Here is a 16,244-nt window from a genome sequence, read left to right on the forward strand (position 1 = left end):
AGCCTGCGGTCCGACCGCAGGTTCTCCCGGGACGCCTTGTGACGGTGGACGGAACCCTGCGAAGGTCGAATGGCAGGGCGATCTCCCGGATCCCCCGGCGATTCCCCACCCCTGACGGAGAGGGTTTCCTTGCCCATGCCGGAACAGACGGAAGTCGCGGATCTCGTGAAATCGCTCGCCGAGCGGGTGCGGGTCCTCGAAGACGTGCGGGAACTCACCAGGCTGCGCTCCGCATTGCCGCGCCGTATCAACGACGGGCAGTGGGACCGGGTCGGGGAACTGTTCTCCGGCACCGCGACGCTGGATTACGCGCACCTCGGTCAGGCGACCGGACGCACCGCGATCCAGGACTACTTCACGGCGCTCCCCGGGCTCATCCAGCAGGACAAGCCGGGCTCCGGGCTGCTCGTCAAGCAGTTCGTCCACGGCCATGACGTGGAGGTTTCCGGCGATCACGCCACCGGGGTCAGCTTCTTCGAGGAGCGGGTCGTCTTCGACGACGAGAGCGCGATGGTGGCCGGCAGGTTCACCGACACCTACGTCCGCGAGGACGGCCGGTGGGTCTTCGCCCGGATCGAACTCACCCTCTACTGGGTTCTCCCGCATCACGAGGGACTGGTGCGCAAAGCGCCGTCCGAGACATTCTGAGGTGGATTTCCGTGCTCCAGAAGAACACGACGAAACGGCTCGGATACTGGCTCCTGCATCTGCACCGGCTCTTCGACGAGGCGACCGGTCACGCCCTCGCGGAGGAAAAGCTGAACCGGCGCCAGTGGCAGGTGCTGCACGCCATCCACATCGGGGTCGACACGGTGTCCGGTATCGACGCGGCGTTCGCTCCTTTTCTGGCCGTGGACAAGGACACCTCCTATCAGCCCGTCGTGGACGCATTCGAGGAACGCGGCTGGGTCGCGGTCGCCGGGGAACGCGTGATCCTCACGGATTCCGGAGTGGTGGCGCACGAGCGCGCGGAAAAGCTCGTCAACGCGCACGCCGCCCGCTCGCTCACCGGGATATCGGAGGCGGAATTCCTCGCCGCCAACGACGTCCTGGCGCGTATCGCCGCCAATCTCGAGAGCGAATAGCGGCGCGTGCCGTGTCCGTGACCCGAAGCCCCCGCCGGAGGACCTGATGCCGCACCCCACCGCACCGACCCGCGACGAACTCGTGGACACCGCCGCCAAGCTCGTCCCCCTGCTGCGCTCGCGTGCCCTGTGGATCGACGAGCACCGGCGACTGCCGCAGGACGTCGTCACGGCTGTCGAGGAGTCCGGGCTGCTGCGGATGCAGATCCCCGCGCAGTACGGCGGATACGAGTCGGACGCCCGCGCCTTCGTGGACGTGCTCGGGGAGATCGCCAAGGGAAACAGCTCGGCCGCCTTCTGCCTGTCGGTGTACGCCGCGCTGGGCTGGATGGCCGCGCTGTGGCCCGACGAGGCGCTGGACGAGGTGTTCGCGGACCCGCACGTCCGCATCAGCGGCACCACCGCGCCGACCGGCACCGCCCGGCGCACCCGGGGCGGCTATCTCCTCAGCGGCAAGTGGAGCTTCAACAGCGGTGTGCTGCACAGCCAGTGGAAGATCAACGTGGCGATGCCCGAGGACCCCGCCGACGGCACGGTCCCGCTGTTCTGCCTGGTCCCGGTCGCGGATCTGCGGATCGAGGACGACTGGCACACCATCGGGCTCCAGGGCTCCGGCAGCGTCACCACCATCGCCGAGGAGGTCTTCGTCCCCGCCCACCGGGTGATCAGCGGGATCGACTTCTACCAGAACGTCTCCAAGTCGCGGATCAACGGTCCCAAGCCGCACTACCGCGTCCCCGTCCTCGTCACCACGAACGCCATCCAGAGCGGTCAGCTCGTCGGCGCCGCCAAGTACGCGCTCGCCAGTTTCCTCGAACGCCTCCCCGGGCGCCCCCTGACCTACACCGACTACCCGAGCCAGCGCGAGGCGCCGCTGACCCATCTCCAGGTGGGTGAGGCGGCGTTGCTGATCGAGGACGCCGAACAGCGCGCCCACCGCTTCGCGGACCTCATCGCCCGGAAGGTCGCGCACGACGAACCCTGGACCACCGGGGAACGGGTCGCGGCGCGGGCGCGGATCGGCTGGATCGCCCGGCAGTGCAAGGCGGCCGTCGACATCCTCGCGGGCGCGAGCGGCGGCTCCTCCATCCACCGGGACGTGCCGATCACCCGCATCCAGCGGGACCTCCACGCGGCCACGCTGCACGCCATGATCACGCCCGGCGTCAACGTCGAGCTGTACGGCCGCTCGCTGTGCGGTCTCGAACCCAACACCGCCTATCTGTGAGCGAGTCCGAGTCCGCCCACCTGAGAGGGGAGACACGCATGGACGCCTCCGTCATCGTCGTCGGCGCGGGACCCGCGGGACTCGCGCTGGCCGGGGAACTGCGCCTGGCCGGCGTCGACGTCCTGGTCCTGGAGCGGCTGCCCGAGCGCACCGGCGAGTCCCGTGGCATCGGGTTCACCATCCGGACCATGGAGGTCTTCGACCAGCGCGGACTGCTGTCCCGCTTCGGGGACTTCGAGACCAGCGACGCCGGGCACTTCGGCGGTCTGCCGCTCGACCTCACCGTGCTCGGCGCCGCACACGGTGCCGCCCGTACCGTCCCGCAGTCCCGCACCGAGGCCGTACTGGAGTCCTGGGCCAGGGAGTTGGGCGCCGACATCCGGCGTGGTCAGGAGGTCACGGGGCTCACCGAGGACGCCGAGGGGGTGAGCGTGAGTGTCGCGGGCGCCGGGCACGCCCTGCGGGCGCGGTATGTCGTGGGCTGCGACGGCGGGCGCAGTACGGTCCGCGGGCTCGCCGGGTTCGACTTCCCGGGGACCGCCGCGACGACCGAGCTGTTCCTGGCCGACGTGCGCGGGGTGGACCTTGAGGCGAAGATGACCGCCGATCCGTCGGCGGGCGGTCTGGTGATGGTGGCCCATCTGCCCGACGGCATCACCCGGATCATCGCCGCCGAGCGGGGCGCGCCTCCCGTCCGCCGCACCGGGGCGCCCGAGTTCAGCGAGGTGGCCGACGTGTTCAAGCGTCTCACCGACCACGACATCTCCGCCGCCGAGCCGGTGTGGGTGAGCGCCTTCACCGACGCCGCCCGCCAGGCGACGCGGTACCGGCGCGGCCGGGTCCTGCTCGCGGGCGACGCCGCGCACGTCCATCTCCCGGCGGGCGGGCAGGGGATGAACACCTCCGTCCAGGACTCGGTGAACCTCGGCTGGAAGCTCGGCGCGGTGGTGCGCGGTACGGCGCCGGACGCGCTCCTCGACACGTACCACGAGGAACGCCACCCGGTGGGGCGGCGACTGCTGGCGAACACCCGGGCGCAGAGCCTGCTCATCCTCGGCGGTGACGAGGTGGCGCCGCTCAGGGACGTCCTCGGTGAACTCCTCGGTCACACCGAGGTGGTGCGCGATCTCGCCGGGCGGGTGAGCGGTCTCGACATCCGCTACGAGGTCGGCGGCGGTCCGCATCCCCTGCTCGGTCTGCGGCTCCCCCGGCTCGAACTGGAGCGGGGCGAGCGGCGCACCTCCGGCACCGAACTGCTGCGCACCGGACGGGGTCTGCTGCTCGACCTCGACGACAACCCCCGGCTGCGCCGCCGCGCCGACGGCTGGACGGACCGCGTCGACCTCGTCACCGCCCGCCCCCGCGCCGTACCCGGCGACAGCCCCCTGAGCACCACCTCGGCGGTGCTGGTGCGACCGGACGGGCACGTCGCCTGGGCCGCGCCGGGCAGCCATGACGACCTGCCGACGGCGCTGGAGCGCTGGTTCGGACCGGCGCGCTGAGACGGCGCGCCGGGACTGCACGGCGAAACCCCACACGCAGAAGGAGAGCGATGCACAGCACCCTGATCGTGGCCCGCATGGCACCGGCCTCGGCCGAGCACGTCGCCGGGCTGTTCGACGCCTTCGACCGCACCGACATGCCCGATCGCATGGGCACCCGGCGCCGTCAGCTCTTCGAGTACCGGGGGCTCTACTTCCACCTCCAGGACTTCGACGGGGACGACGGCGGGGACCGTATCGAGGACGCGAAGACCGACCCCCGGTTCGTCTCGATCAGCCAGGACCTCAAGCCGTACATCGAGGCGTACGACCCCGCGACCTGGCGCTCCCCCGCCGACGCCATGGCACGGCGCTTCTACGCGTGGAGGGCCTGATGGCCGGGGTGTCCGGGCGGCGGGTCGTCATCACCGGGGTCGGGGTCACCGCGCCGGGCGGGCAGGGCGCGAAGGCGTTCTGGGACCTGCTCACCGACGGTCGTACCGCCACCCGCCGTATCTCGTTCTTCGACCCCGCGCCGTTCCGCTCGCAGGTCGCCGCCGAGGTCGACTTCGACCCCGTGCTGTCGGGGCTGACCCCGCAGGAGGTCCGGCGGATGGACCGGGCGGCGCAGTTCGCGGTGGTCACGGCCCGCGAGGCGGTCGCCGACAGCGGGCTCGCCTTCGAGGAGATCGATCCGCGCCGCACCGGTGTCACCGTCGGCAGCGCGGTCGGCGCCACCATGGGGCTTGACCAGGAGTACCGCACGGTCTCCGACGGCGGGCGCCTGGAGCTGGTGGACCACACCTACGCCGTACCGCATCTGTACAACTACATGGTGCCCAGCTCCTTCGCGACGGAGGTCGCCTGGGTGGTGGGCGCCGAGGGTCCGGCGACGGTCGTCTCCACGGGCTGCACCTCGGGGCTCGACGCGGTCGGGCACGCCGCCGACCTGGTCCGGGACGGCACGGTGGACGTGATGATCGCGGGCGCCACGGACGCGCCCATCTCCCCGATCACCCTCGCCTGCTTCGACGCGATCAAGGCGACGACCAACCGCAACGACGACCCCGAGCACGCCTCCCGGCCCTTCGACGCGAGCCGCAACGGCTTCGTGCTCGGGGAGGGTTCGGCGGTGTTCGTGCTTGAGGACCTGGAGCGGGCGCGGGCGCGCGGGGCGCGGATCTACGCCGAGGTCGCCGGGTACGCCACCCGCTCCAACGCCTTCCACATGACCGGTCTGCGCCCCGACGGCAAGGAGATGGCGGAGGCGATCCGCGTCGCACTCGACGAAGCCCGGCTGAACCCGGAGGACATCGACTACGTCAACGCGCACGGCTCCGGCACCAAGCAGAACGACCGGCACGAGACCGCCGCGTTCAAGCGGAGCCTCGGCGAGCACGCCCACCGCACTCCGGTCAGCTCGATCAAGTCGATGATCGGTCACTCGCTGGGCGCCATCGGCTCGATCGAGATCGCCGCCTCCGTGCTCGCGATGGTCCACAACGTCGTACCGCCCACCGCGAACCTGCACACGCCCGACCCCGAGTGCGACCTGGACTACGTACCGCTGACGGCGCGTGACCAGCTCACGGACGCGGTGCTCTCGGTGGGCAGCGGGTTCGGCGGGTTCCAGAGCGCGATCGTGCTGGCCGGTCCCGAGCGGGAGGAGCGATGACGCGGCGCACGCTGGTCACCGGACTGGGCGTGGTGGCGCCGACGGGGCTGGGCGTCGAGGAGTACTGGGCGGCGACGCTGGCCGGGCGGGGTGCGATCCGCCGGGTCACCCGCTTCGACCCCTCGCCTTATCCGTCCCGGCTGGCCGGGGAGATCTCCGGCTTCGACGCCGCCGCGCATCTGCCGGGCAGGCTGCTGCCGCAGACCGACCGGATGACCCGGCTCGCGCTGGTCGCGGCGGACTGGGCGTTCGCCGACGCGGGCGTGGTGCCGGGCGAGCTGCCCGAGTACGACGTCGGGGTGATCACCGCGAGCCACTCGGGCGGCTTCGAGTTCGGGCAGAACGAGCTGCGGGCGCTGTGGAGCAAGGGCGGTCAGCACGTCAGCGCGTACCAGTCGTTCGCCTGGTTCTACGCGGTCAACAGCGGCCAGATCTCGATCCGCGGCGGACTGCGCGGACCCAGCAGTGTGGTCGTCAGCGACCAAGCGGGCGGTCTGGACGCCCTCGCGCAGGCGCGCCGCCAGATCCGCAAGGGCACCCCGGTGGTGATCGCCGGGGCGGTGGACGCCTCGATCTGCCCCTGGGGCTGGGTGGCCCAGTTGACCAGCGGGCGCCTGAGCACCTCGGACGACCCCGCGCTCGCCTACCTCCCCTTCGACGACCGGGCGGCGGGCCATGTCCCCGGCGAGGGCGGTGCCCTGCTCGTCCTGGAGTCCGCCGACCACGCCCGTCGACGGGGTGCGCCACGGGTCTACGGCGAGATCGCGGGTCACGCCGCCACGGTGGACCCGCGACCGGGCACCGACCGCGCCCCGACCCTCCAGCACGCCATCGAACTGGCGCTCGCCGACGCGGGGTTGGAGCCCGCCGACATCGACGTGGTGTTCGCGGACGCGGCGGCGGTCCCGGAGCTGGACCGGTCCGAGGCGGAGGCGATCACCAAGGTGTTCGGCGTCCGCGCGGTACCGGTGACCGCGCCGAAGACGACCACCGGGCGCCTGTACTCCGGCGCCGCACCGCTCGACCTGGCCGCCGCGCTGCTGTCGATCCGCGACGGCGTCATCCCGCCGACCACCGGCTCCGTGCCCTCCCCCGCCTACGACATCGACCTGGTGACCGGCGCCCCGCGTCCGGCGCCGGTGCGCACCGCCCTGGTGCTCGCCCGTGGCCACGGCGGGTTCAACTCCGCGCTGGTCGTCCGGGCCGCCGCCTCCTTCACCTCCGCGACGAAAGGTCCACCTCCCATGTCCGCCACGGAATTCACGCTGTCCGACCTGAGGACGATCCTCCTGGAAGCCGCCGGGACCGACGAGACCGTCGATCTGGACGGCGACATCCTCGACCTCGACTTCCAGGACCTCGGCTACGAGTCGCTCGCCCTGCTGGAGACCGCCGGGCGCATCGAGCGGACGTACGGCATCAGCCTGGACGAGGAGGCTCTCGCCGACGCCCGTACGCCCCGGCTGCTCGTCGACCTGGTCAACGCCCATCTGCCGGCCGCCCGCGCCGTCTGACCGGAGGGACTTTCCGCTCATGACCGACAACGGCAGGGTCGCGCTGGTCACCGGCGCCACCAGCGGTATCGGGCTCGCCTCGGCGCGGCTGCTGGCCGGGCAGGGGCACCGGGTCTTCCTGTGCGCCCGGGACGCGACGGCGGTCGCGGACACCGTCAAGTCACTGCAGAACGAGGGCTTCGACGTCGACGGCACCACCGGTGACGTGCGCTTCAAGGAGCAGGTCGCGGAGGTGGTGCGGGCGGCGGTCGCCCGGTTCGGACCCATCGACGTGCTGGTCAACAACGCCGGGCGGTCCGGCGGCGGGGTCACCGCCGACATCGCCGACGAGCTGTGGGACGACGTGATCGCGACCAACCTCACCAGTGTGTTCGTGGTGACGCGCGAGGTGCTCACCTCCGGCGGGATGCGGCACAAGAAGCGCGGCCGGATCATCAACATCGCCTCCACGGCGGGCAAACAGGGCGTGGTGCTCGGCGCCCCCTACTCGGCGTCCAAGCACGGTGTCGTCGGCTTCACCAAGGCGCTGGGCAACGAACTCGCCCCGACCGGCATCACCGTCAACGCGGTCTGCCCCGGCTATGTGGAGACGCCCATGGCCCAGCGGGTGCGCGCCGGGTACGCCGCCGCCTACGACACCACCGAGGACGCCATCCTGGAGAAGTTCCAGGCGAAGATCCCGCTCGGCCGCTACTCCACGCCCGAGGAGGTCGCCGGACTGGTCGGCTACCTCGCCTCCGACACCGCCGCCTCGATCACCGGGCAGGCACTCAACGTCTGCGGCGGACTCGGCAACTTCTGAGCCCGAGCGCGCTTTCCGGGCGCATGTTCCGGGCGCCGAGCGTCCCCTCAAGTCCGAGGAATCAAAGGAGAGTTCACGATGACCGTCCGCGAGGTCGAGCACGCGATCACCGTGCACGCCCCGGCCGCCGAGGTCTACCGGCTGCTCGCCGAGGTGGAGAACTGGCCACGGCTGTTCCCGCCGTCGGTGTACGTCGAGTATCTGGAACGGGAGGGGAACCAGGAGCGCATCCGGATCTGGGCCACCGCCAACGGCGAGGCGAAGAACTGGACTTCACGGCGCGACCTGGACCCGGAGGGGCTACGCATCACCTTCCGCCAGGAGGTGTCCGCGCCGCCGGTCGCCGAGATGAGCGGCACCTGGATCGTCGAACCGCGCGGCGAACGGGAGACGCGTCTGCGGCTGCTGCACTCCTATCGCGCGGTGGACGACGACCCCGAGGGACTGGAGTGGATCGACCGTGCCGTCGACCGCAACAGCAGCGAAGAGCTGCCCGGGGTCAAGGCGGGTCTCGAACAGGCGGCGGACACCGCCGACTTGACCCTGTCCTTCGTGGACTCCGTACAGGTCGAGGGGTCGGCGAAGGATCTGTACGACTTCGTGAACGAGGCAGACCGGTGGACCGAGCGGCTGCCGCACGTCAGCACGGTCCGGCTCACCGAGGACGTGCCCGGACTCCAGGTGCTGCGCATGGAGACCCGGGCCGTCGACGGCTCGACGCACACCACGGAGTCGGTGCGGGTGTGCTTCCCGCATCACCGGATCGCGTACAAGCAGACCACGCTGCCCGCGCTGATGACCCTGCACACCGGTCGCTGGGAGTTCCGTACCGAGGACGACGGGACGGTGACCGCCGCGTCGCAGCACACCGTCGTGCTCAACCCGGACACCATCGGCAAGGTCCTGGGTCCGGACGCGGGCGTGCCCGAGGCGCGGGCGTTCGTCCGCGAGGCGCTCGGCGCCAACAGCCGGGCGACCCTGGAGCACGCCAAGCGGTACGCGGAAGAGCGGCGTTGACCCCGGCGGTGGTCGTCGTCGGAGCCGGACCCGTCGGTCTGCTCCTCGCCGGTGACCTCGCGGCGCGGGGCGTGCCGACCGTGGTGCTGGAGCGGCTCACCGAGCCGATGACCGAGTCCCGTGCCTCCACCCTGCACACCCGCACGATGGAACTCCTTGAGGAGCGCGGCGTCCTCGACCGACTGGGTCCGCTGCCGGACGGCGGTCCGGGACACTTCGGCGGACTGCGCCTGGACCTGACCGCCGCCGACCCCGCACACCGCTGGGCCGGGCAGTGGAAGTGTGCGCAGACCCGGCTCGAAGCGGTGCTCCAGGAACGCGCGCGGGACCTCGGCGCGGACGTGCGGCGCGGGCGGCGCCTGGTCGCGCTGCGGGACCGGGGTGGCGACGTCCTCGTGGAGAGCGTCGCCACCGACGGCCACCGCGAGCGGCTGACCTGCGCGTACGTCGTGGGCTGCGACGGGAGCGACAGCAGCGTCCGGCGCCTGGCGTCCATCGGCTTCGAAGGGAGCGCGGCCCGGCGCGAGATGCTCCGCGCGGACGTCGCCGGGCTCGACGTCCCCGACCGGCGCTTCGAGCGGCACCCGCGCGGACTCGCCACCGCGCACCGCTGGCCGGACGGCAGCACCCGGGTCATGGTCCACGTCTTCGGCACCGCCCCCGCACGGCGCCCGGGACCGCCCGCGTACGCGGAGGTGGTGTCCGCGTGGGCGGAGGTGACCGGCGAGGACATCGGGCACGGCACCCCGCTGTGGCTGAACGCCTTCGACGACACCCGGCGCCAGGCGGTCGGCTACCGCCACGGTCGGGTGTTCCTCGCGGGCGACGCCGCGCACGTCCAGATGCCGGTGGGCGGCCAGGCGCTCAACCTCGGTCTCCAGGACGCCGCCGAGCTGGGCACCCGGCTCCCCGACGGCGACCTCGACGGCTACGACCGGGTCCGCCGCCCGGCCGGCGCCCGCACCCTCGCCGACATCCAGGCGCAGTCGTCCCTGCTGCTCGGCGGACCGGAGGTGGAGCCCATGCGTCAGCTTTTCGCGGAACTGCTGGAACTCGGTTCCGTACGACGGCACTTGGCGCGGCGGATCAGCGGTGTCGGTGCGACGCCGCCACGACCACCCGCGTCCGCCGTCGAGAAGGAACAAGGCGAGCTGCGCCCGCCCGTCATCGGCACGGAACCACCCGCCATCGAAGAGAACCCCAGGAACAGCAGCAACAGGAGGTCCGTCATGAGCAGGCTCACGGGCAAGACCGCGCTGGTGACCGGTTCGAGCCGGGGCATCGGTCGCGCCGTGGCCCGACGTCTCGCGGAGGAGGGCGCGTTGGTCGCCGTCCACTATGCCAGCGCCGAGGACGCGGCGCGGGAGACGGTCGAGTCGATCGAGCGCGACGGTGGCCGTGCCTTCGCCGTCCGCGCCGAACTCGGCGTCCCGGGCGATGTGCACGAGCTGTTCCTCGGGGTCGAGCAAGGACTCAAGGAGCGCACCGGCGAGGCGGCGCTGGACATCGTCGTCAACAACGCGGGTGTCACCACACCGGCCGGTCTCCAGCCGGAGGACGTCACGCCCGAGGAGTTCGACCGGCTTTTCGCGGTCAACGCCAAGGCGCCCTTCTTCGTCGTCCAGCGCGCGCTGCCGCTGCTGCGCGAGGGGGGCAGGATCGTCAACATCTCCTCCGGTCTCACCCGGTTCGCCAGCCCCGACCAGGTCGCCTACGCGATGACCAAGGGCGCGATCGAGCAGCTCTCGCTGCACTTCGCCCGCCATCTCGCGCCGCGCGGCATCACCGTCAACAGCGTGGCGCCCGGCATCACCGACAACGGCAGCGCGCTGTTCGACATCCCCGAAGCGGTCGAGCAGATGGCCCAGTTGTCCGCGTTCAAGCGGGTCGGCAGGGCGGTGGACGTGGCCGACGTGGTCACCTTCCTCGCCTCCGACGAGGCCCGCTGGATCACGGGCGCGTTCATCGACGCCAGCGGCGGCACGCTGCTCGGCTGACCGGACCCGACGCCGACGAGACGAGCCGACGAGACGAACGGAGACGGCAGCCGATGACGACCGTGCCGTACGACCGCCCCCGCGCCCCGGCCGACGACCCGGGCGAGCCCGGTGATCTGCGCGCCCTGGTGGCCCGCGTGTTCGCCACGCTCCCGCGCCGGACGCCGGCGCCCGCGCGGACCGCGCCCGCCCATCCGCCCCTGCTGCGAACGGAGACCTGACGATGGACGTCGGACTGCTCTTCGACCTGCGCAACCCCGAGGCGTGGCACCGGCCGTGGGCCGACCACTACGCCCGCTGCCTGGAGTACTGCGAGGAGGCGGACCGGCGGGGAGCCGGGGGTGTGTGGTTCACCGAGCACCACCTCTTCGAGGACGGCTATCTGCCGCAGCCGCTGACCTTCGCCGCGGCGGCCGCCGCCCGCACCCGCCGGGTCCGCGTCGGCACCGCCGTCGTCCTGCCCAACCTCCACAAGCCGGCCCAGCTCGCCGAGGACGCCGCGCTCGTCGACCTCATCAGCGGCGGTCGGCTTGAGGTCGGCTTCGGCGCGGGCTACCGGATACCCGAGTACCGGCTGTTCGGCGCCGACTACGGGCGCCGCTTCCGCCAGGTCGAGACCAACATCCGCGAGGTGCGCAGGCTGTGGGAGGAGAACGGGATCACCCCCGGACCGCTCCAGTCGCCGGTGCCGCTGTGGGGCGGCTTCTACGGCCCGCGCGGCGCCCGGCTCGCGGGGCGCCTCGGCATCGGGCTGCTGCACATCAACCACGAGATGTACGGCCCCTACCGCGAGGGACTCGTCGAGGGCGGCCACGACCCCGACACCGCCCGGGTGTCGGACCTGCTGCCCGTCATCCTGGCCGACGACCCGGAGGCGGCGTGGCCACGGGTCGCCCCCCATCTCGCCCACCAGATGAACACCTACCAGCAGGGTTCGCTGGAGGGCACCGACGTGCCGCGTCCGCCGCTGCTGAAGGCGGAGGACTTCCCGCAGCCGCCGCCCGGGGACGGCTCCTGGTCGCTGCTGGAGATCCTCACTCCGGAGGAGGCGGCACGGCGCATCCACGAGCGGATCAGGGGGCTGCCGGTACGGCATCTGATCTTCTGGGCGAGCATCGCGGGGATGCCGGACGACCTGGTCGTCCGCAACATCGAGCTGATCAGCGAGCGGCTGCCCGCGCTGCTCGCGGAACGGGCGGCGGCGGAGGCGGGGACGGCCGGTGTCTCCGGGACGGCAGGAGCGGCGGAGGCTGCCGGGGCGTTCAGCCGTGGCTGAGCCGCTGGTCGCGCGGACCGCTCCGCCCCGGACGCCGGACGGTGCCTGGCGGCTGCTGTTCGTCCTCTCCGGGAACATGGTCCTGGACGCCGTCGAGGTGTCCGTGGTGCTCGTCGCGCTGCCCTCCATCGCGGGCGACCTCGGTCTGTCGGTGCGGTCCGTGCAGTGGCTGATGTCCGGCTTCGCGCTCGGTTTCGCGGCCGTGCTCCTGCTCGGACCCCGGCTCACGGCCCGCTGGGGGCTGCGCCGCTGCTATCTCGCCGCGCTGCTCGTGTTCGCCGGGGCGTCGGTGGTGGGCGGGCTGAGCGACACGCTCTGGGTGCTCGTCGCCTCGCGGGTGGTCAAGGGCGGCTGCGCGGCACTGACCGCGCCCGCCGGGCTGACCCTGATCGCCGCGACCTTCCCCGAGGGACCGCGACTGCGCCGTGCCGTCTCCGTCTACTCGCTCTTCGGCGCCACCGGGTTCACCCTCGGTCTGCTGCTCTCCGGCCTGCTCACCCCGCTGAGCTGGCACTGGACCTTCCTCTTCCCCGCGCCCGTCGCCCTCGCCCTGCTCCTGTGGGGTCTGCGCACCGTCCCGCACACCGAGCGCCGCACCCCGCCCCGCCTGACCAGGGACCTGCTGCGCGACGGCGACCTGGTCCGCGCCACCCTGGGCGCGGCCACCCTCAACGGCACCTACGCCGCCCTGCTGCTCCTGACCACCTTCCAGGCGGCGGACCGCTTCGGCTGGCGCCCCTGGCAACTGGCGCTCGCCCTGCTCCCGGCGTGTGTCCCGCTCGCGGTGTCCGTCCCGTTCGCCGGACGGCTCACCGCGCGGTACGGCACCTCGGGTCCCATCGCGGCAGGAGCCGTGACCGCCCTCGCCGGGCAACTGCTGCTCCTGCTCCACCCGCGCCCGCGCTCGTACGCGCTCGGGCTGCTGCCCACCCTGCTGCTGGTCGGCGCCGCGCTCGCGCTGTCCTTCGCCGCCCTGAACCTCCAGGCCACGAGCGGTCTCACCGCGCGGGAACGCGGCGCGGCGGTGCCCGTGTACCAGACCGGCGTCCAGCTCGGCGGCGTCCTGATGCTGCCCCTGGTCGCGGTCCTGCTCACCGACGGCTCCCGCACCGCGCCGCTCGCCCTGGCACTGGCCGGGGCGGTGGGGGCGGTCATCTCACTCACCGGCTTGCGCAGCCGTTCCCCGAAGGGACGCACACCGTCATGACCGAGCAACTGAGCACGCTCGCACCTCCGTTGACCATCGCCGTCGTCATCGGCAGCGTGCGCGAGGGCAGGTTCGGACCCACCGTGGCCCGCTGGTTCATCAAGCAGGCGGAGCAACGCGAGGACATCACGGTCGAGTTGGTCGACCTGGTCGACTATCCCCTGCCGCTGGAGAAGGCCACCCCGGGCGACCCGCCCGACGAGGAGACCGCGACCCTGCGCCGGGCGCTGGCGACACGGCTGGGTCGCGCGGACGCGTTCGTCGTCGTCACGCCCGAGTACAACAACACCATCCCCGCCGCCCTGAAGAACGCCATCGACTGGATCTTCGACGAGTGGGCGGCCAAGCCGGTCGGCTTCGTCTCCTACGGCGGCATGAGCGGCGGTCTGTGGGCGGTGTCCCATCTGCGCCATGTCTTCACCGAGCTGCACGCGGTGCCGCTGCGTGAGCAGTTGATCTTCCACCAGGTGTGGAACCGGTTCGACGGCGACGCCCCGCGCGACGCGGAGGACAGCGAGGTGGCGGCCAAGACGCTGCTGAACCGGCTGGTGTGGTGGGGGGAGGCGCTGCGCTCCGCCCGCGCCGCGCGGCCGTACCAGCGCTGACCGCCGCCGCCCCGTTTCCCCACCCGCCCTAGAGAAGGGTTCACCCGTGACCAGCCCGTACACCCGGCCCCTGCGGTTCGGCCTCGTCGTGTTCACCCCCGCCTCCCGGGCGGAGTGGGTGGCCAGGGCGCGCCGGGCGGAGAGCCTCGGGTACGACGTCGTGTCCGTCTCCGACCACCTCGGGATGCCCGCCCCGCTGGCGACGCTCGCCCTGGTGGCCGAGGCGACCGAGCGGATCCGGATCGGCACTCTCGTGCTCAACACCTCTTTCTACCGGCCGACGGTCCTGGCCCGGGACCTCGCGACGGTCGACCACTACGCGGGCGGACGGCTCGAGATCGGGCTCGGCGCGGGCTACGACAAGGCACAGTTCGACCGGGCGGGTCTGCCCTGGACCGGTGCCCGCGAGCGCGTCGATCATCTGGAAGCCACCGTGCGGGAGTTGCGCAAGGTCTTCGCGTCGCCGGAGACGGTGCCCCCGCCCGCGCAGCCCGGGGGTCCGCCGATCCTGATCGCCGGGCGGGGACCGCGCGTGCTGCGCCTCGCCGCCGAGCACGCCGACATCGTCGGCTTCACCGGCACCGCGCCCGTGCGGGACGGCGACGGTCTGGTGCTGGGCGGACCGGACGAGATCACCCGGCGCATCGCCGACGTGCACGCCCTGCTCGGCGCCCGCGCCCGGGACGTGGAGCTGAACATCCCCGTCCACCGCGTGCTGCCCTCGGCCGCGACCGGTGCCGTCACCGACGTGTGGCAGAACGAACTCGGCCTGGACGCCGCTCAACTGGCCGAACTCCCCTCCTTCCTCATCGGCTCGCCCAAGGAGTGCGCCGACCAACTGCTGGAGCGGCGCGAGAAATACGGGCTGAGCTACTACAGCGTGCTGGAGCCGGAGATGGAGGCGTTCGCCAAGGTCATCGAGGAGCTGCGGTGAACGCGCCCGAGGAGACCGCCGCGCCGCGGGTCACCGTGGACGAGGACCGGTGCGTGGCCGCGGGGCACTGTGTCGTGGCGGCTCCCGAGGTCTTCGACCAGCGCGAGGAGGACGGTGTCGTGGTCCTCCTCGATCCCCGCCCCTCCGATGCGGTCCACGACGCCGTGCGCGAGGCGGCGTTGCTGTGCCCCGCCGCGGCCATCCGTCTGGTGCGGGCGTCCTCGTGACGACCGACGTCGTGATCGTCGGCGCGTCGGCGGGCGGTCTGACGGTGGCCGAGGGACTGCGCCGACGGGGTTTCACCGGCTCGGTCACGCTGGTCGACGCGGACCCGGAACTCCCCTACGACCGACCCCCGTTGTCCAAGCAGGTGCTGGACGGTCGCTGGCCCGCCGAGCGTGCCCGGCTGCGTGACCCGGACGAACTCGACTCCCTGGAGCTCGACTTGCGGCTCGGCTGCCCGGCCGTCTCTCTCGACGCGCCGGGACACCGCCTCACCCTCCTCGACGGCCGGGTGCTCCGCTACCGCACCCTCGTCCTGGCCACCGGACTGGTCGCCCGCGGTCTTCCGGGGCAGGAACGCCTCGCCGGAGTGCACACCCTGCGCACCCTGACCGACAGCGAACTGCTGCGCGCCGAGCTGGAGTCGGCGCGCCGGGTCGTGGTCGTCGGCGCCGGGGTGCTGGGCTGCGAGATCGCCGCGACGGCACGGGGGCTCGGCCGGGAGGTCACGGTCGTGGAACCGGCGGCGCAGCCCATGGAACGCCTGCTCGGACCCGAACTCGGCGCGGAGGTCGCCCGGTTGCACGCCGAGCGGGGCGTGCGGCTGCTCACCTCGACGCAGGTGAGGGGTCTCGTCGGCGAGGCGGGGCGGGTCGTCGGCGTCCGCACCGGGTCCGGTGCCGTGCTGCCCGCCGATGTCGTGGTGGTCGCGGTGGGCGGGCGCCCCGCCACCGACTGGCTGACCGGCAGCGGACTGGTCCTGGACGACGGCGTGGTCTGCGACGAGCGCTGCCGCGCCGCCGAGGACGTGTACGCGGTCGGTGACGTCGCCCGCTTCGGAGCGGGAGCAGGCTCGGGAGCGGGCGCCGGTGAGCACGGGGTGCGCCTGGAGAACCGTACGAACGCCACGGACCAGGGTCTCTTCGTGGCGGCAGACATCCTCGGCGCCCGCGCCGCGTACCGCCCGGTGCCCTACGTCTGGTCCGACCAGTTCCAGGTGCGCGTCCAGGTCTACGGCACCGTCCCCGAGGGTCCGTCCGCCGTCCGGATCGTCCAAGGCTCGCTCCACAGCCGGAAGTTCGTCGCCCATGTCGCGACCGACGGACGGCTCGTGGCCGTCGTGGGCTGGAACAGCCCCGGCGGGACGCGCACCGCGCGCGCCCTGCTCACGAGCCGCCACCCGGTCCCCCACGCCCCCTGA

General features: G+C 72.4%; 17 protein-coding genes and 1 pseudogene. All 18 read left to right on the forward strand.

Features of this window, described 5'->3' with window-relative positions; translation table 11 throughout:
- The first annotated feature begins 135 nt into the window (after positions 1–135).
- The 18 genes and pseudogenes from IF655_RS12500 (at position 136) to IF655_RS12580 (ending at position 16,244) form a co-directional block, all read left to right on the forward strand.
- Complete coding sequence (locus IF655_RS12500; RefSeq protein ID WP_199584584.1) at positions 136–648, forward strand: nuclear transport factor 2 family protein; 513 nt, start codon at positions 136–138, stop codon at positions 646–648.
- Between the two features lie 11 nt (positions 649–659).
- Positions 660–1,085 carry a MarR family winged helix-turn-helix transcriptional regulator gene (locus IF655_RS12505; protein ID WP_199584585.1) on the forward strand — a complete coding sequence of 142 codons (426 nt, stop codon included), beginning with the start codon at positions 660–662 and terminating at the stop codon, positions 1,083–1,085.
- 46 nt (positions 1,086–1,131) lie between these two features.
- Positions 1,132–2,313: an acyl-CoA dehydrogenase family protein gene (locus IF655_RS12510; protein WP_199584591.1), complete on the forward strand. Its 1,182-nt coding sequence runs from the start codon at positions 1,132–1,134 to the stop codon at positions 2,311–2,313.
- 38 nt (positions 2,314–2,351) lie between these two features.
- Entirely contained in the window at positions 2,352–3,815 is a 1,464-nt protein-coding gene (locus IF655_RS12515) for an FAD-dependent monooxygenase (protein ID WP_199584593.1), read from the forward strand.
- Between the two features lie 50 nt (positions 3,816–3,865).
- Entirely contained in the window at positions 3,866–4,189 is a 324-nt protein-coding gene (locus tag IF655_RS12520) for a TcmI family type II polyketide cyclase (RefSeq protein ID WP_199584595.1), read from the forward strand.
- Complete coding sequence (locus IF655_RS12525) at positions 4,189–5,469, forward strand: beta-ketoacyl synthase (protein ID WP_199584597.1); 1,281 nt, start codon at positions 4,189–4,191, stop codon at positions 5,467–5,469. Before IF655_RS12520 ends, IF655_RS12525 begins: the two co-directional genes overlap by 1 nt.
- Positions 5,466–6,677 (forward strand): annotated as a pseudogene (locus IF655_RS12530) (ketosynthase chain-length factor); the annotation flags it as partial. The gene IF655_RS12525 and the pseudogene IF655_RS12530, both read left to right, overlap by 4 nt.
- A 36-nt stretch (positions 6,678–6,713) precedes the next feature.
- A complete protein-coding gene (locus IF655_RS31150; RefSeq protein WP_242488711.1) occupies positions 6,714–6,983 on the forward strand; it encodes an acyl carrier protein in 270 nt (89 codons plus the stop codon).
- Positions 6,984–7,002: 19 nt separating this feature from the next.
- Positions 7,003–7,785: a 3-oxoacyl-ACP reductase FabG gene (gene fabG / locus IF655_RS12535; RefSeq protein ID WP_199584600.1), complete on the forward strand. Its 783-nt coding sequence runs from the start codon at positions 7,003–7,005 to the stop codon at positions 7,783–7,785.
- A gap of 78 nt (positions 7,786–7,863) precedes the next feature.
- Positions 7,864–8,802: an aromatase/cyclase gene (locus IF655_RS12540; RefSeq protein ID WP_199584601.1), complete on the forward strand. Its 939-nt coding sequence runs from the start codon at positions 7,864–7,866 to the stop codon at positions 8,800–8,802.
- Complete coding sequence (locus tag IF655_RS12545; RefSeq protein ID WP_199584602.1) at positions 8,799–10,799, forward strand: SDR family oxidoreductase; 2,001 nt, start codon at positions 8,799–8,801, stop codon at positions 10,797–10,799. The genes IF655_RS12540 and IF655_RS12545 overlap by 4 nt, the downstream gene beginning before the upstream one ends.
- 53 nt (positions 10,800–10,852) lie before the next feature.
- Positions 10,853–11,020: a hypothetical protein gene (locus IF655_RS12550; RefSeq protein ID WP_199584604.1), complete on the forward strand. Its 168-nt coding sequence runs from the start codon at positions 10,853–10,855 to the stop codon at positions 11,018–11,020.
- Positions 11,021–11,022: 2 nt separating this feature from the next.
- Positions 11,023–12,075 (forward strand): LLM class flavin-dependent oxidoreductase, encoded by a 1,053-nt coding sequence (locus IF655_RS12555; protein WP_242488699.1) that lies wholly within the window; start codon positions 11,023–11,025, stop codon positions 12,073–12,075.
- Positions 12,068–13,282 (forward strand): MFS transporter, encoded by a 1,215-nt coding sequence (locus IF655_RS12560; RefSeq protein WP_307814913.1) that lies wholly within the window; start codon positions 12,068–12,070, stop codon positions 13,280–13,282. The genes IF655_RS12555 and IF655_RS12560 overlap by 8 nt, the downstream gene beginning before the upstream one ends.
- Positions 13,279–13,887 (forward strand): NADPH-dependent FMN reductase, encoded by a 609-nt coding sequence (locus IF655_RS12565; RefSeq protein ID WP_199584606.1) that lies wholly within the window; start codon positions 13,279–13,281, stop codon positions 13,885–13,887. The genes IF655_RS12560 and IF655_RS12565 overlap by 4 nt, the downstream gene beginning before the upstream one ends.
- A 46-nt stretch (positions 13,888–13,933) precedes the next feature.
- Positions 13,934–14,821, forward strand: a complete 888-nt coding sequence (locus IF655_RS12570) for a TIGR03621 family F420-dependent LLM class oxidoreductase (protein WP_199584608.1) — start codon at positions 13,934–13,936, stop codon at positions 14,819–14,821.
- Positions 14,818–15,048 (forward strand): ferredoxin, encoded by a 231-nt coding sequence (locus IF655_RS12575; RefSeq protein WP_199584610.1) that lies wholly within the window; start codon positions 14,818–14,820, stop codon positions 15,046–15,048. Before IF655_RS12570 ends, IF655_RS12575 begins: the two co-directional genes overlap by 4 nt.
- Positions 15,045–16,244 (forward strand): NAD(P)/FAD-dependent oxidoreductase, encoded by a 1,200-nt coding sequence (locus IF655_RS12580; protein ID WP_199584612.1) that lies wholly within the window; start codon positions 15,045–15,047, stop codon positions 16,242–16,244. Before IF655_RS12575 ends, IF655_RS12580 begins: the two co-directional genes overlap by 4 nt.

It is taken from the genome of Streptomyces sp. DSM 110735 (assembly GCF_016482685.1).
Classification (GTDB): domain Bacteria; phylum Actinomycetota; class Actinomycetes; order Streptomycetales; family Streptomycetaceae; genus Streptomyces.

Bases quoted from the DNA above. Each gene is read 5' to 3' on its own strand.
- IF655_RS12555 (WP_242488699.1), top strand. From the start codon at position 11,023: ATGGACGTCGGACTGCTCTTCGACCTGCGCAACCCCGAGGCGTGGCAC.
- IF655_RS12500 (WP_199584584.1), top strand. From the start codon at position 136: ATGCCGGAACAGACGGAAGTCGCGGATCTCGTGAAATCGCTCGCCGAG.
- IF655_RS12510 (WP_199584591.1), top strand. From the start codon at position 1,132: ATGCCGCACCCCACCGCACCGACCCGCGACGAACTCGTGGACACCGCC.
- IF655_RS12520 (WP_199584595.1), top strand. From the start codon at position 3,866: ATGCACAGCACCCTGATCGTGGCCCGCATGGCACCGGCCTCGGCCGAG.
- IF655_RS12565 (WP_199584606.1), top strand. From the start codon at position 13,279: ATGACCGAGCAACTGAGCACGCTCGCACCTCCGTTGACCATCGCCGTC.
- IF655_RS12540 (WP_199584601.1), top strand. From the start codon at position 7,864: ATGACCGTCCGCGAGGTCGAGCACGCGATCACCGTGCACGCCCCGGCC.
- IF655_RS12515 (WP_199584593.1), top strand. From the start codon at position 2,352: ATGGACGCCTCCGTCATCGTCGTCGGCGCGGGACCCGCGGGACTCGCG.
- IF655_RS31150 (WP_242488711.1), top strand. From the start codon at position 6,714: ATGTCCGCCACGGAATTCACGCTGTCCGACCTGAGGACGATCCTCCTG.
- IF655_RS12550 (WP_199584604.1), top strand. From the start codon at position 10,853: ATGACGACCGTGCCGTACGACCGCCCCCGCGCCCCGGCCGACGACCCG.
- IF655_RS12525 (WP_199584597.1), top strand. From the start codon at position 4,189: ATGGCCGGGGTGTCCGGGCGGCGGGTCGTCATCACCGGGGTCGGGGTC.
- fabG (WP_199584600.1), top strand. From the start codon at position 7,003: ATGACCGACAACGGCAGGGTCGCGCTGGTCACCGGCGCCACCAGCGGT.